Consider the following 14,013-nt stretch of genomic DNA (forward strand, 5'->3'; position numbering starts at 1 on the left):
CGCATGACCGCCCCGCCACGCATCGAGCCGGAAGCCGCCCATCCCGCCGGCCCCGAGGCCGCCGACGCCGACGACGCCGGGCAGGCAGACATGGCACCCCCGGCAGCCGCGCCCGCCGCCGTGTCGCCGCCCGGCTGGCGACGGCTGCACCGGGTCGCCGCCGACGCCGTGTTTGCGCTGCTGCTGCTGGCGCTCGTGCTGACGGCGGGCTGGCTCGCCGCCCGGCACGATCACACCTTCGACTGGAGCAGCAGCGCCCGCAACAGCCTGTCGCCGGAGAGCATCGCCCTGCTGGAGCGCCTGCCGGACGGCGCCGAGGCGCCCCTGCGCATCACCGTCTTCGCACCGCGTGAGCATCGCGTGGGCCGCGCCGTGGAGGCGCTCCTGGCGCGTTACCGCCGCCACCGCCCGGACCTGGACATCCAATGGGTGGACCCGCAGACCGCCCCCGGGCGCGCCCGCAACGCGGACGTCCACCTGCTGGGCCAGCTGGTGCTGGAGCAGCGGGGACGCCGCGAGACCCTGGAAGCGCTGAGCGAGGGCACGCTGTCCAGCGCCATCGCGCGCCTGACCCTGGAACGGGCACCCTGGGTGGCGGTGCTGGAGGGCCACGGCGAGCGCGCCATGGCCGGCGGCGCCGGGGCCGACATCGGCCGCTTCGCGCAGCTGCTGCGCCAGCGCGGCTTCCGGCTGCGGCCGCTGGACCTGGCCAGCGCCGGCCGTGTGCCGGACAACACCGATCTGCTGGTGGTGACGGCACCGTCCATCGCCCTCTTCCCGGGCGAGGCGGAGGCCCTGGTGGACTACCTCGATGCCGGCGGCAATCTGCTCTGGCTGCTGGACCCGGGGGCAAGCACGGACGGGCTCATGGGGCTTGAGCCGCTGGCCGCCTACCTCGGCGTGCGCCCGCTCCCGGGCATGGTGGTGGACGCGCAGGCGTCGGAGCTCGGCTTCGAGGCCCCCACCTTCGCCGTGTTGGACGACTGGCCCGCGCATCCCCTGGGCCGCGACCTGAAGGGCCATGTGGTGCTCCCGGGCAGCCTCGCCTTCGCCCCGGCCGCGGCACCGGGCTGGCTGCTCGACACCACGCTGACCACCGGCGCGGACAGCTGGAACGAAACCGGCCCCATCCGCGGGGAGATCACCCGCAACCCCGCCGCCGGAGAGCAAGCCGGCCCACTGGCGCTGGCACTGGTGCTGACGCGCCCGCGGCCGGCCCCTGCGCGCGCGGCGGACGCCGACGCCGGGGGCGAGCCGGCTGCACCGGCCGAGCAGCGCGTCATCCTCGTCGGCGACGGCGACTTCGCGAGCAATGCCCACCTCGCGACCGCCGGGAACCGCGAGCTGGCGCTGCGCATGGCGCGCTGGCTGACGGGGCTCGAGGATCTCATCACCCCGCCCGCGGCCCCCGACGACCGGGACAACTTCGTGCTCTCGACACCGCGCGCCTGGGCCATCGCCGTGGGCGGCGTGTTCGTGCTGCCGGCGCTGCTGGTGGCGGCGGGGCTCTGGATCACCTGGCGCCGGGGGACGGCATGACGCTGCTCGCGCGCCGCTGGCTCATCAACCTGGCACTGCTGGCACTGCTCGGCGCCCTGGCGCTGCTGGTGCGGCTCGACCTGCGCGAGGCAGCCCGCGACACGCAGCTCACCGACCTCATCCCCGCGGCCATCGAGCGCATCACGCTTCAGCGCGCGGGCGAGCCCCCCATCCGCCTGGAGCGCGAGGGCACGGACTGGCGCATGCTTGCACCGCACGCGGTGCCGGCGGACACCGCTGCCGTCACGCGCCTGCTGCCGGTGGCGCAGGCGCAGGTGGCGCGCACGCTGCCGGCGGCGGGCCTGGATCTTGCCGAGCTGGGGCTCGCGGCGGCGGCGCTCAGCATCACCCTCGACGGCCTTCAGCTGCGCTTCGGCGGCACCGAGCCCGTGGCCGGCCTGCGGTACGTGCAGGTGGGCGACATGGTGCACCTGATCGAAGACCGCTTCCTGCCCCGGCTCATGACGCCTGTCACGGCGCTGGTGAGCCGCCAGCTGCTGCCGCCGGCGTTCAGCCCCGGCTTGGGGGACCTGGATGGCGCCCCCCTTACCGCGGGGCAGCTGGCGCCGCTGGCGGATGCCAGGGCAGTGCGGGTGACCTCCCCCACCGATGGGCTTCCGGCCGATGCGCCCGGCTCGCGCCGGCTGCGCATCGCCTCGGCGGACGGCGGCGACGACCTGGGCTTTCGCATCAGCGACGGCGGCCGGCGCTGGACGCGGCTGGACACGGCGCTCAGCTGGCACTTTGCGACCCCGCCCCTGCCGGCGGCGGCCGAGGCCCCGACCGCGGCCGCATCCGCCCCGCCGCCGGCGCCGCTTGCGCCCAGCACCATGCCGAGGGCTGCGCCGCTGCCCGCAGCAGCTGCGCTCACACCGGCACCCACGACACCGCCCGCGGCCCGCGACGCCCTGCCTGTGCAGCGATTGGCGCCACCGCCACCGGGCAGCGCGACCGACGAGCGACGCCCGACAGCCGCCATTCCGAATCTGCGCGACATGGCTCCGCAGCGCCGCCGCGACCCGTCCGTGCTGCCGCAGACCGGCGCCGACCCCTTCGCGCCGTCGCCAACCCCACCGCCGACTACGTCCGCGTCTGCGCCTGCGGCGCCGGCGCCTGCACCTGCGAGTGGGGCGGACATGCCACTGCGCACGGAGAAGCGCAGCCCATGAGCATCGTCACAGCGGCGCTCAGGGCGGGCGCGCCGATCATGGCCGGTTGAGATGCCGGAGCTGCCCGAGGTCGAAACCTGCCTGCGCGGCCTCGCCCCGCATCTGACGGGCCGGCGCATCCTCAAGCTGGTGGCGCGGGAGCGGCGGCTGCGCTGGCCCGTCACGCAGGCCGTGGACGCCGCCGTCGCCGGCCAGCCCATCGAGGCCGTCGCCCGGCGTGCCAAATACCTGCTGCTGCACCTGCCCCAGGGCGCCCTGATCCTGCACCTCGGCATGTCCGGCAGCCTGCGGGTGCTGCCCGCGGACACGCCGCCGGCAGCGCACGACCACATCGATCTGCTGCTCGATGACGGGCGCTGCCTGCGGCTGCGGGACCCGCGACGCTTCGGCAGCCTGCACTGGGCGCCGCCGCCGGTCACGGCCCATCCGCTGCTGGCGCAGCTGGGTCCGGAGCCCCTGTCGCCCGGCTTCGACGGCGCCTACCTGTACCGGCTGAGCCGCGGTCGCCGGGCCGCCGTCAAGACCTTCATCATGGACAGCCACGTGGTGGTGGGGGTCGGCAACATCTACGCGAGCGAGGCCCTGCACCGCGCCGGCGTGCACCCGCACCGCCCGGCTGGGCGCATCGCACTCGCGCGCTACGAGCGCCTCGCCGCGGCCATCAAGACGGTGCTGGCGGCGGCCATTGCCGAGGGCGGCACCAGCCTGCGGGATTTCGTCCGGGAGGACGGCAATCCAGGGTATTTCGCCCGGGCGCTGCGGGTCTACGGCCGCGCCGGTCTGCCCTGCCCGGGCTGTGGCGAGCCCGTGCGCCAGCAGCGCATCGGCCAGCGCTCCAGCTTCTACTGCCCCAGGTGTCAGCGCTGAGCCGGTCGCGCGCGGCCGTTGCAGTGGCCCTACCGGAAGGCCAGCGCCACAGCATGCGGCCAAATCCGGCCAATGGACGCGTGTGCGCAGCGCGTCCGCGCTCGGGGGCAATCGACCCTGCTGGACCGCGACGACCTTGGTCGCTTGCGACTGACCGCACAGCCCGTCAGCACGGGGTGCGACGCTCCATCGCCTACTCGAACAGTTCCCGTACCGCCAGGGAGAATCCCGGCAGGATGCCCGGCTCCTCGAGCACGTCGTCCTGCCCGTAGGTGCGGGCCTCGCCCGGCGCGCGCCAGCAGGTCACGCGCCGGTTGCGCGGGTCGATGATCCAGACGGCTTCGACGCCACAGGCCAGGTACTCGCTGACCTTCTCATCGATCTCCGTCCGACGGTCGTTGGGCGAGACGACTTCGATGGTCAGCTCCGGGGCGACATCGAGATAACCGTCGGGCTGGGCCCGGGCCAGGCGCTCGTTGGAGATGTAGACGACATCGGCACCGCGAACCGTGTCCGGGTCGTGCTGGGTGATGATGCCGACCTCGCCCGGCATGACCTTGCCGAGCGCCTGTCGCTTGACGAAGCTGCCGAGCTCCCTTGCGATGTTCCCTTCGACACTGGCAAGCGGATGGCCGGTGGGCGGCATCTCGATGAATCTCCCTCTGACGATCTCCCCCGGCGCGGTGGGGCCATGCCGCCAGAGGTCTTCGGCCGTGAGCAGGGACTCGGCTTGCGGTGAGCTTGGAGCCGTAATGGACATTGCGCAGCCTTGGCTTGCCGGTGGCAATCGGTTGCAATGGGTTCAGCTTAGGCGATGTTGGGGACTGCGGATAGGAGCCCCGAGCGCGCGTGCGGCGTCGTCAGCGCTGCCGAAGCGTCGGCCTGGACGCACTTCAAAAAGAGCAGCGCACCACGAAGCACGCGAAGATCGCGAAGCAGCGCACGACGAAATACGGGCAGATGATGCTCAAGGCCCCGTTGAACAGAGTCAGGGCTGCGACCCCGCCATCAGCTCCGCTGCCAGGGCATCCAGGTCCTGCGCCAAACGGGCGATGGCCGCCTCCGGTGTCTCCACGTCGACGTCGCCGATCTCCAGATACTCGATGCGGGTTGCATGCTCCGGGAACAGGGCCTGCATCATCGGCTCGTGCTCGCGGCGGCTGAGCGCGATGATGCGTGGATAGCGGTGAAAGTCCGGCGCCTCCACCCGCGCGGGCCAGCGCGGCTCGCCGCGCGCCGGCACGCCGTGGGCCGCGAGCAGCGCCAGGGCATGGGCGGAAATGGGCCCGCGGTTCCCGGTGCCCCGAAGATCGCGCGCCAGCGCCTTGGAGTCCGCCCGCCAGGGCACGCCGTCGCGCTGGGCGGCGTGATTGAAGTACGCCTCAGCGAAACGGCTGCGGTAGTAGTTGCCGGTGCAGAGGAAGAGGATGCGGCTCATGGGTGCCTGCCCAGGTTTGTCCGACGGCCCGGGGGGCCGACTGAAGTCGGCGAACCCGGTGGGCGGCTTCACGACTTCCGCAGTGGCTCACTCCGGCCGCGTCACTGCGGCTGCTGGATGCCGGTGATGAGCCAGTCACCATCCGCGCTCGCCCAGTCGTGTGCCACGTGCCAGATCTCGTCCAGGGGCTTGGCCGGCGCCTGCTCGTCTTCGCGGATCAGGCCCGTGAAGCGCACGCTCGCCACCACCTGGTCGGCGTCGCGCTGCACACCGAGCAGCTCGGCATTCAGCGTCACCACCTCGGTGAAATTGGGCGCATCGCCCATGGACTCGCGCTCGCGCTTGAGCTCGGCGAAGAGCTGCGGCGCCGTGTACTCGCGGATGTCGCGAAAGTCCGCCTGATCCCAGGCGGCCTGGAGGCGGATGAAATGGGTCTTGGCGCCCTCCGCGAAGCCCTCGGGATCGAACCAGCCGGGCGCGTCGGCAGCGCCCGGCTGCGCCACCACGGCACGCGCCCCGTCCGACCGGGGCGCTGCGACAGCGCCGCCGCCGGGCAAGGGTGTGTCGAAGGGCGAGCCGCCGCCCGGCCCCTGGCCGCCGGGCGTGAAGCCCGCCGGGGCCGGTCTCGGCCCCGCCGGGCGCTGCTGGCGGAGCATCCGGAACAGCAGGATGCCGCCGATGACCAGTGCGGCGATGATCAGGAAGTCGAAGGGCTGAAAGCCCTCGAAGGCGCCGCCGAAGAAGAGCGACGCCAGCAGCCCACCGGCGGCGAGCCCGGCGAGCGGGCCGAGCCAGCCCATGCCGCCGCGGGGCCGCTGCCCTGCGGCCCCGGGCTGGGTGCCGCGCTGGTCGGCCGCCTGCTGGCGCTGCGGTGTCTGCGGGCGCTCGGCCTGGCGCGGCATGCTGTACTGCTTGCCGAGGCTGCGGCCACCGCCGAAGCGGCGTGCATCGGCGTCGTCCGGCAGCACCAGGGCGCCGACGACGAAAAGGCTCAGCATGGCAACGATGAAGGTCTTCATGGTGTCGTTCTCAGTGGCTGTGTCTGTGGTTGTGATCGCTGGACCGACCCGGATGCGTCGGGCAGGCCGTTGCTGACCGCCGCGGCGCCGATGCCGCGCGGATCGCTCGCGGCCTCCACGCGGCCCGCAGCCCGGTCCCAGTGGATGAGCTGCATGTTGCCGTAGGGCCGGTCGGCTGTTTCGAGCGCGTGACCGCGCTGCCGCAGGCGCTCGCGCACGTCGGGGGACAGGGCATCCGGCTCCAGCAGAATCTCATCGGGGAGGTATTGGTGGTGGAAGCGCGGCGCCGCAACCCAGTCCGCGGCGCCGTCGCCCGGGTCCGGATTCAGACCGGTGGCGGCAAGGATGCCGTGCAGCACCATGGTGATGATGCGGCTGCCCCCCGGCGTGCCGAGAATCACCACATGGTCGTCGGACTCGATGAAGGTCGGGCTCATGCTTGAGAGCATGCGCTTGCCGGGCGCGATGGCGTTGGCCTGCCCGCCGATGAGGCCATAGGCATTAGGCACCCCAGGCTGCGCCGCGAAGTCGTCCATCTCGTCGTTCAGCAGCACGCCGGTGCCGGGCGGCACGAAGCCGGAGCCGAACGGGTAGTTGATGCTCAGGGTGGCGGCGACACGGTTGCCGGCGGCGTCCAGGATGGAGAAGTGCGTGGTGTCGGCGCCCTTGGGCCGGCCGAGCAGCGGCGCCTGGCTCGGCGTTGCCCGCTCCATGCGGAAGTCCCGCATGAGTCCGGCGGCGTAGAACGGATGGGTCAGCCGCGCCACCGGCACATCCACCTGATCCGGGTCGCCCAGGAACAGGGCGCGGTCGCGGTAGGCACGCCGCATGGCCTCCACGACGGTGTGGATACGGTCCACCGGGTCCAGCGCTGCGAGGTCGAAGCCGCTCAGCATGTTCAGCATCTGCACCAGCGCGACGCCGCCCGATGACGGGGGCGCTGCGCTCACCAGGCGCCAGCGACCGGCAGGGGTCTCGAACGTGCCGGTGACGGGCGTCCGCTCGACGATGCGATATGCTGCCAGGTCTTCGTGGGTCCAGATGCCTCCGGCGTCACGCACGCCGTCCACCAGCCGCCGGCCAAGCTCACCGCCATAGAAGCCGGCGTGGCCTGCGCGGGCCAGGCGCAGCAGCGTGGCGGCTAGGTCCGGCTGGCGCAGTCTTGTCCCTTCAGCCGGCACGGCGCCGTCCACCAGGAACTGCTCCGCCGCCGCCGGCGACGCGGCGATGACGTCGCGGCGCCACCGCGCCAGGCGCCGGTACACCGGGTCCACCACGAAGCCGTCGCGGGCCAGCTCGATGGCGGGCACCAGGCTCGCCGCCAGCGGCAGCGCGCCATAACGCTCGGCGATGTGCACCAGCGCCGCCGGCGCACCGGGAATGCCCGCGGCGAGTGGGCCGTTCAGCGCCCGCTCCGGGACGAATGCACCGCCGGCATCCAGATACATGTCGGCGGTGGCGGCGAGCGGAGCGCGCTCGCGGCCGTCCACCATGACGTCCCGGCCGGAGTCGGCCAGGTGCAGCAGCCAGAAGCCGCCGCCGCCGAGGCCGGAGCTGTAGGGCTCCACCACGGCCAAGGCCGCGCTCACGGCCACCGCCGCGTCGAAGGCGTTACCGCCGGCACGCAGGATGGCCTGACCTGCTGCCGTGGCTGCCGGATGGGCGCTTGCGACGGCGGCGGCCGGCGGTGTCGGCGCTGCCGCCGACACCGCGGGCAGCACCAGCAGCAGGCTCAGCGCGAGCCCGAGGGTCACGCACCGGGACCGGCTGCGGCCTGCGCGGGGTGCAGCGGGCTCGCCTGTTCGAGCCAGCGGATGCTTCACAGCAAAAAGGCTCCACGCGGGAGCCTCAGTGGGGTTGCGCCCGCGGCGTTGTGGGCCGCGCTCAGCCGCCGGTGTCACCGGTGATGCGCTCGTACTTGGCGCGCAGCTCGTCTTCGGACTCGGTGTTGTCCGGGTCCACGATGATGCAGTCCACCGGGCAGACCTCCACGCACTGGGACGTCTCGTAGTGGCCGACGCACTCGGTGCAGAGATCGGGCTCGATGACGTAGATCTCTTCGCCCTGCGAGATGGCGCCGTTGGGGCACTCGGGCTCGCAGACATCGCAGTTGATGCATTCGTCGGTAATCAGCAGGGCCATGGCGGTACTCCTGTGAGGTAGCTTGGCTGATGGAGCTTGGCTCTCGCGCCGGCACATTGGGATGGCGCGGAGTTTATCCAAACCGGTTTCGCAATGCAGCATGGACAGCGGGCGGCACGAAGGCGGACACGTCGCCGCCGAGGCGGGCGATCTGCGTCACCAGCGACGAGGAAATGTAGGCGTACTGCTCCGCCGGGGTGAGGAACAGGGTCTCGATGTCCGGGGCCATGCGCCGGTTCATGCCGGCCAGCTGGAACTCGTACTCAAAGTCCGACACCGCCCGCAGCCCGCGCATGATCACATGCACCTGCATGTTGCGGGCGAATTCCACCAGCAAGCCGGAGAAGGGCACCACTTCCACGTTGCCCAGGCTGCCGCAGACCTCCCGGGCCAGGGCGACACGCTCGTCGGTGTCGAAGGTGGTGGACTTGCCCGTGTCCCGGGCGACGGCCACGACCACCCGATCGCAGAGCTGTGCGGCGCGCGCCACCAGATCGGTATGCCCGTTGGTGATGGGGTCGAAGGTGCCGGGGTAGACGACGCTTCGCATCATGAGTGCGCGGGCTCCGCGTTAAGCCGGCTGTGCCGGCGCCCGGGGGGACGGCGACGGAAGCCGGCGACAGGGGGCCGGCGGCAGCGCTTGCCGGTCCGGATTGACGACAGAGAATAGCAGACCCGGCCGCCCCAGCGCGCAAGCGCGCCTGCGCCTTGCGTCCCCGCACCCGCATTCGGGTCCGAGCCGGTGTGGGGCTGCCGCAGTGGAGCCGCGCCTTGCGACTATGCCGACACGCGCGCCAGGGCGTAGCGCACCTGACCCGCGGTCCGCTCCCGATCCACATGCCAGTCCTCGGGCAACGCGGGCATGGGCGCGGTGGCCGGCGTTTCCAGGTAGATGGCAGCACCCGCGGCCAGCCAGCCCCGCGTCAGTTGCCCACAGGTCTCGGCGAGGACGGCATCCGCGAAGGGCGGGTCGAGAAAGACGATGTCGAAGGGCGCCGGCGGGCGGGTGGCGAGCCAGCGCAGCACATCCGCCCGTACCACCTCGAGGCGTCCGTTCGGCAGCTGCGGGTCTGCGACGGCCGCCGCGCGCAGGATTTCGGCATTGGCTGCGAGCCTGGCGGCAACCGGGGCCGCACGCTCCACCAGGACCACCTCGGCGGCGCCGCGGGAGTAGGCCTCGAAGCCCAGCGCACCGGAGCCCGCGAAGCAGTCCAGGCAGCGGCTGCCGGGAAGTTCGGCGGCGAGCCAGTTGAACAGCGTCTCCCGGACGCGGTCGGTGGTGGGCCTGAGCCCGGGCTGGTGCGGTACGGCCAGGCGCCGACCGCGCAGGCGCCCGCCGATGATGCGCAGCTGCCCCGGCGCCGCGCGCTGCGCGGGCGCCCGGCCGCGGCGGGCGCCGGCGCCGGTGCGATGCGCGCCGCCGCTAGCCTTCGCCACCGGCGGCCGGCGCCGGGCCGATGCCCGCAGGTACGGGCGCGACCTTGGCCTGGGGGCTGCTGGCTGTGGACCTTGGGGCCATGGGCTCCGGTGCCGCTGCATCTGGGCTCGCTGTACCCGGCGTGGCTGGATCTGGGCTCGCTGCACCCGGCGTCGCTGGATCTGGCGTCGCTGCATCTGGCATCGCTGCGCCTGACCCCGCTGTGCCAGCGCCGGCTTTTGTCGCGGCGACGGGCTCGGCTGCGCCGTCCGCGTCGCCGCCCACCATCACCACCGCGAGGCGCTCAGGGTGCACGCGGCGGCGGTAGGCAGCGCGGATCTGCTCCGCGGTGACGGCGCGCACGCGCTCGGTGAAGCGGTCCAGGTAGTCGAGCGGCAGGTCGTAGAAGCCGATCAGCGACAGGTACTGCACGATCTTGGCGTTGCTCGCGATGCGCAGCGGGAAGCCGCCGGTGATGTTCTTGACCGCCGCCGTAAGCTCCTCCGCTGTCGGCCCCTGCTCGACGAAGCGCTTCAGCGTATCCAACATGACCTGCCTGGCCTCGTCCACCTGCGCGTTCTTGGTCTGAAGACCCATGATCATGGGCCCGCGCTGGGCCATGGGCGCAAAGTAGCTGTAGGCGGAATAGGACAGACCGCGCTGCTCGCGGACCTCGTCCATCAGGATGGACACGAGCCCGCTGCCGCCCAGGATGTGGTTGCCCACGTAGAGCGCGAAGTAGTCCGGGTCGCCCCGGCGCATGCCGGGCTGGCCCATGTACAGATGCGTCTGGCTGGACGGGAAGGCGATGCGCTCCACAGCACCGCGGGCGAGGTCCGCCACCGGTGGCAGGGGCGGCGGCGGCGCACCCTCCGGCAGGCCGGCGGTGAGCACCTCGGCGAGCACCTGCGCCTGCGCCCGGTCCACGGCGCCGACGATGGCGACGGTGGCGTTGGCCGCAGTGTAGTAGCGCTCATGGAAGTCCACCAGGTCGTCCCGCTCGATGGCGGCCACGCTGTCGCGGTTGCCGTCCGGGTCGGTGGCGTAGGGGTGATCGCCATACACTGCTTGGTAAAGCGCCCGGCTCGCGACGCTGCCGGGCTTCTGCTCTTGCTGGCGCAGGCCCACCAGGGTGTTGGCGCGCACCCGCTCAAGGTCCTCGGGCGGGAAGTCCGGTGCGGCGAGGACCTTGGTGAGGATCTCCACCGCGGTGCCCAGGGTATCGGGCTCCGTCAGGCTGCGCAGGCTCGCATACGCCATATCGCGATCAGCGCCGGTGCCGAGCTCGGCGCCGACGGTTTCCACCCGCTCCGCGATGGTGTCGGCATCGAGCCCGCCGGCGCCTTCGGTGAGCATGTTGGCGGTCATGGAGGCAAGCCCGGGCTGCCCGCCGTCGCGGGCGCTGCCGGCATCGAAGGCAATGCGCACATCCACCATGGGCAGGTCGGGGGCGTGCGCGTAGAGCACTTCGGCACCGGAGGCGGTCTGCCAGGTCTCGATGTTCGGGGTGGCCGCGGCAGGCGCACTCAGCGCTGCGGTGAGGCAGGCCGTCGCCAGCGCCGCGGCGGTCAGCAGTCTGTTGCGCTCAGCGGGCATGGGCCAGGGCTCCGGATGTGGCGTTGTTGCGGGCGGTGCGCGGGGCGCCGTCGCCCCCGTCCAGGGGCTGCGGGTCCAGGCGGGCGACGGTGCGCACCTCGGGCACCAGGTATTTGCGGGCGACCGTGCGGATCTGCTCCGGGGTCACGGCAGACAGGCGGTCCACGTACTCATCCACCAGCTCCCAGCCGAGACCGACGGTCTCGAGCTGCCCGAGCTGCATGGCCTGATAGAACACGCTGTCCTTCTCGTAGACCTTGCCGGCGATGAGCTGGGTGCGGATGCGCTCCAGCTCGTCTTCTGCGACCAGCTCGGTCTGCACGCGCTCGATCTGCCCGTGCAGCGCCGCCTCCAGCTCGGCGACGCTGTGGCCCTGCGCCGGAATGCCGCTCAGGCGGAACAGCCCCGGCAGGCGCGAGAAGGCGTTGTAGCCGGCGCCGGCGCTGGCTGCGATGCGCTCGCCGCGCACCAGCTCGCGGCTGAAGCGGGCACTGGCGCCGCCGTCCAGCACGGAGGCCAGCATCTCCAGGGCATAGGGCTCCCAGTCCTGCTCGGCGGTGGCCAGCACCGGCACCTTGTAGCCCATGATGAGATAGGGCTCCTTGGCCGGGGCCTTCACCACCAGCCGGCGCTCGCCGCGCTGCTCGGGCTCGCCGCGGGGCTTGGGCGGGGCGATGGGCTCCGCCTGCAGCGGGCCGAAGTGCTCTTGCGCCAGCGCGAAGACGGCGTCGGGCTCCACGTCGCCCACCACCACAACGGTGGCGTTGTTGGGCGCGTACCATTTCCGGTACCACTGGCGCAGATCGTCTACCTGCATGGCGTCCAAATCGCTGGGCCAGCCGATGATGGGGTTGCGGTACGGGGACGCCTGGTAGGCGACGGCCTGGAACTGCTCGTAGGTCAGGGACTGCGGATTGTCGTCAGTGCGCAGGCGCCGCTCTTCCTTGACCACTTCCAGCTCCTTCAGGAACTCGTCCTCGGGCAGGGTCAGCCGGCGCATGCGCTCGGCCTCCAGCTCGAAGGAGACGGCGAGGCGGTCCGCGGCGAGGGTTTGGAAGTAGGCCGTGTAATCGGTGCCGGTGAAGGCGTTCTCGTCACCGCCGTTGTCGGCGATGATCTGGGAGAACTCGCCCGGCGCGAGATTCTCGGTGCCCTTGAACATCATGTGCTCCAGCACGTGGGAGACACCGGTGATGCCCCCCGGCTCGTAGCTGGAGCCCACCTTGTACCAGACCTGGGACGTGACGATGGGCGCCCGACGGTCCGGCTTCACCAGCACCTTGAGGCCGTTGTCGAGCACCCGCTCGTGCACCTCCGCCGCCGCCGGGCCGGCGAGCCCGAGCAGCAGCGCGAGGCCGAATGGAAGCAGTCGCATTGTCGTGGAAACTCCTGGTTGATGGCTGGGTCTTCACAGCTGGGCCTGTCCATGGCTGGGCCTGTTGTCGCTCGACCGGCACGTGGCGGCCGATTCCTGTTGATACAATGCGGTCCTCAGGCGGCGGCGGCAAAGTGACGGCTTGGTAACCTGCGCCGTCAAGGCCACCTCAGTCAGCTCCGGGCTCGGCCGCCCGGCGGAGCCCGCGGCAACCGCCCCACCCGCGGCCGACAGCCCGAGTCCGCCGCACACCCCAGACGCCCATACTGCACACCATGTTCGGATTCGGAAAGAAGAAGACGCGACCCGAGGCCGGGGGCCAGGCACCTGCTGCCGGGGCCCCGGTTGTGGAGCGCAACGCCTCCGAGCCTCCAGCCCCGGGGCCGGTGGCGACCGATCAACCGCCCGCCGGCGGCCGCCTCGCCCAGGCCATCGCCGAGCGCGCCGACCGGCAACAGGAGGGCGAGGCGGGGCGGAGCTTCTTCCGCGGCCTGCGCAACGGCCTGGCCCGCACCCGTGAGGTGCTGAACGCCGACATCGCCGAGCTGGTCACCGGCCGCAAGGAGATCGACGAAGACCTGCTGGAAGAGCTGGAAATGCTGCTGGTGTCCGCCGACGTGGGCATGCCGGCCACCACGCGCATCATCGAAGACCTGGCCTACCGCGTGAAGCTGCGGGAGGTCTCGGACCCGCAGGGCCTGCTGGAGGCCGTGCGCCGCCAGCTGGCGGACATCCTGCACCGCGCGGACGCCCCGGTGCGCCAGCCGGCCGCCGGCCGCCCGCAGGTGATCCTGATGGTGGGCGTCAACGGCGTCGGCAAGACCACAACCATCGGCAAGCTCACCAAGCAGCTCCAGGCGGAGGGCAACAAGGTCATGCTGGCGGCCGGGGACACCTTCCGGGCGGCCGCCGTGGAGCAGCTCCAGGCCTGGGGCGAGCGCAACGATGTGCCCGTCATTGCCCAGCATACGGGTGCAGACCCGGCCTCGGTGATCTACGACGCCCTGCAGGCGGCCACCGCCCGCGGCTTCGATGTGCTCATCGCCGACACCGCCGGGCGGCTGCACACCAAGTCCAATCTCATGGAGGAGCTCAAGAAAATCGTCCGGGTGATGAAGAAGATCGACCCCGACGCCCCGCATGAAGTCATGCTCGTGGTGGACGCCACCACCGGACAGAACGCGTTGCACCAGGCGGTGCAGTTCAACGCGGCCGTGCCCATCACCGGCATCACCCTCACCAAGCTCGACGGCACCGCCAAGGGCGGCATCCTGTTCGCCATCGCCGAGCGCCTGGAGGTCCCGTTCCGGTTCATCGGCGTCGGCGAGAAGATCGAAGACCTCAAGCACTTCGAGGCGGACATCTTCCTCGATGCACTGATGAAGCCATGAAGTGCGACGGGCGAGGAGCGAGGACATGCAGCCGATCTGTGGCGACGGAATCAGCCTGAC

General features: G+C 71.9%; 13 protein-coding genes. 4 read left to right on the forward strand and 9 right to left on the reverse strand.

The window, feature by feature from the left end:
- The first annotated feature begins 3 nt into the window (after positions 1 to 3).
- The 3 genes from QZ607_RS12270 to mutM are packed head-to-tail and all read left to right on the forward strand — an operon-like array spanning position 4 to position 3,575.
- A complete protein-coding gene (locus QZ607_RS12270; protein ID WP_295882941.1) occupies positions 4 to 1,539 on the forward strand; it encodes a GldG family protein in 1,536 nt (511 codons plus the stop codon).
- Positions 1,536 to 2,708 carry a DUF4340 domain-containing protein gene (locus QZ607_RS12275; protein ID WP_295882942.1) on the forward strand — a complete coding sequence of 391 codons (1,173 nt, stop codon included), beginning with the start codon at positions 1,536 to 1,538 and terminating at the stop codon, positions 2,706 to 2,708. Before QZ607_RS12270 ends, QZ607_RS12275 begins: the two co-directional genes overlap by 4 nt.
- 51 nt (positions 2,709 to 2,759) lie before the next feature.
- Complete coding sequence (gene mutM, locus QZ607_RS12280) at positions 2,760 to 3,575, forward strand: bifunctional DNA-formamidopyrimidine glycosylase/DNA-(apurinic or apyrimidinic site) lyase (RefSeq protein ID WP_295882943.1); 816 nt, start codon at positions 2,760 to 2,762, stop codon at positions 3,573 to 3,575.
- A 193-nt stretch (positions 3,576 to 3,768) separates the two neighbouring features.
- Here mutM and QZ607_RS12285 read toward each other — a convergent pair whose 3' ends face one another.
- The 9 genes from QZ607_RS12285 to QZ607_RS12325 form a co-directional block, all read right to left on the reverse strand.
- Positions 3,769 to 4,335 (reverse strand): Uma2 family endonuclease, encoded by a 567-nt coding sequence (locus QZ607_RS12285; RefSeq protein ID WP_295882944.1) that lies wholly within the window; start codon positions 4,333 to 4,335, stop codon positions 3,769 to 3,771.
- A 228-nt stretch (positions 4,336 to 4,563) separates the two neighbouring features.
- Entirely contained in the window at positions 4,564 to 5,013 is a 450-nt protein-coding gene (locus QZ607_RS12290; RefSeq protein WP_295882945.1) for a hypothetical protein, read from the reverse strand.
- Positions 5,014 to 5,114: 101 nt separating this feature from the next.
- Positions 5,115 to 6,032 (reverse strand): Tim44 domain-containing protein, encoded by a 918-nt coding sequence (locus QZ607_RS12295; RefSeq protein ID WP_295882946.1) that lies wholly within the window; start codon positions 6,030 to 6,032, stop codon positions 5,115 to 5,117.
- On the reverse strand, positions 6,029 to 7,753 hold the full coding sequence (gene ggt, locus QZ607_RS12300; RefSeq protein WP_295883002.1) for a gamma-glutamyltransferase: 1,725 nt from the start codon (positions 7,751 to 7,753) through the stop codon (positions 6,029 to 6,031). Before ggt ends, QZ607_RS12295 begins: the two co-directional genes overlap by 4 nt.
- 163 nt (positions 7,754 to 7,916) lie before the next feature.
- A complete protein-coding gene (locus QZ607_RS12305; RefSeq protein WP_295882948.1) occupies positions 7,917 to 8,174 on the reverse strand; it encodes a YfhL family 4Fe-4S dicluster ferredoxin in 258 nt (85 codons plus the stop codon).
- 73 nt (positions 8,175 to 8,247) lie between these two features.
- Positions 8,248 to 8,724, reverse strand: coding sequence for a pantetheine-phosphate adenylyltransferase (gene coaD / locus QZ607_RS12310; protein ID WP_295883003.1), 477 nt, complete (start codon positions 8,722 to 8,724; stop codon positions 8,248 to 8,250).
- Positions 8,725 to 8,951: 227 nt separating this feature from the next.
- On the reverse strand, positions 8,952 to 9,524 hold the full coding sequence (rsmD, locus tag QZ607_RS12315; RefSeq protein ID WP_295883004.1) for a 16S rRNA (guanine(966)-N(2))-methyltransferase RsmD: 573 nt from the start codon (positions 9,522 to 9,524) through the stop codon (positions 8,952 to 8,954).
- A gap of 73 nt (positions 9,525 to 9,597) precedes the next feature.
- Positions 9,598 to 11,187 carry an insulinase family protein gene (locus tag QZ607_RS12320; protein WP_367268184.1) on the reverse strand — a complete coding sequence of 530 codons (1,590 nt, stop codon included), beginning with the start codon at positions 11,185 to 11,187 and terminating at the stop codon, positions 9,598 to 9,600.
- Positions 11,177 to 12,562 carry a pitrilysin family protein gene (locus QZ607_RS12325; protein ID WP_295882949.1) on the reverse strand — a complete coding sequence of 462 codons (1,386 nt, stop codon included), beginning with the start codon at positions 12,560 to 12,562 and terminating at the stop codon, positions 11,177 to 11,179. The genes QZ607_RS12320 and QZ607_RS12325 overlap by 11 nt, the downstream gene beginning before the upstream one ends.
- A gap of 275 nt (positions 12,563 to 12,837) precedes the next feature.
- Here QZ607_RS12325 and ftsY point away from each other — a divergent pair, with 275 nt between their 5' ends.
- Complete coding sequence (gene ftsY / locus QZ607_RS12330) at positions 12,838 to 13,953, forward strand: signal recognition particle-docking protein FtsY (protein WP_295882950.1); 1,116 nt, start codon at positions 12,838 to 12,840, stop codon at positions 13,951 to 13,953.
- Positions 13,954 to 14,013: the final 60 nt, after the last annotated feature.

It is taken from the genome of uncultured Thiohalocapsa sp. (assembly GCF_913063425.1).
Taxonomy (GTDB): domain Bacteria; phylum Pseudomonadota; class Gammaproteobacteria; order Chromatiales; family Chromatiaceae; genus Thiohalocapsa.

Coding starts and splice junctions, on each gene's coding strand:
- QZ607_RS12290 (WP_295882945.1), bottom strand. CDS start 5,013: ATGAGCCGCATCCTCTTCCTCTGCACCGGCAACTACTACCGCAGCCGT.
- mutM (WP_295882943.1), top strand. CDS start 2,760: ATGCCGGAGCTGCCCGAGGTCGAAACCTGCCTGCGCGGCCTCGCCCCG.
- QZ607_RS12275 (WP_295882942.1), top strand. CDS start 1,536: ATGACGCTGCTCGCGCGCCGCTGGCTCATCAACCTGGCACTGCTGGCA.
- coaD (WP_295883003.1), bottom strand. CDS start 8,724: ATGCGAAGCGTCGTCTACCCCGGCACCTTCGACCCCATCACCAACGGG.
- QZ607_RS12270 (WP_295882941.1), top strand. CDS start 4: ATGACCGCCCCGCCACGCATCGAGCCGGAAGCCGCCCATCCCGCCGGC.
- ftsY (WP_295882950.1), top strand. CDS start 12,838: ATGTTCGGATTCGGAAAGAAGAAGACGCGACCCGAGGCCGGGGGCCAG.
- QZ607_RS12305 (WP_295882948.1), bottom strand. CDS start 8,174: ATGGCCCTGCTGATTACCGACGAATGCATCAACTGCGATGTCTGCGAG.
- QZ607_RS12320 (WP_367268184.1), bottom strand. CDS start 11,187: ATGCCCGCTGAGCGCAACAGACTGCTGACCGCCGCGGCGCTGGCGACG.
- QZ607_RS12325 (WP_295882949.1), bottom strand. CDS start 12,562: ATGCGACTGCTTCCATTCGGCCTCGCGCTGCTGCTCGGGCTCGCCGGC.
- QZ607_RS12285 (WP_295882944.1), bottom strand. CDS start 4,335: ATGTCCATTACGGCTCCAAGCTCACCGCAAGCCGAGTCCCTGCTCACG.
- QZ607_RS12295 (WP_295882946.1), bottom strand. CDS start 6,032: ATGAAGACCTTCATCGTTGCCATGCTGAGCCTTTTCGTCGTCGGCGCC.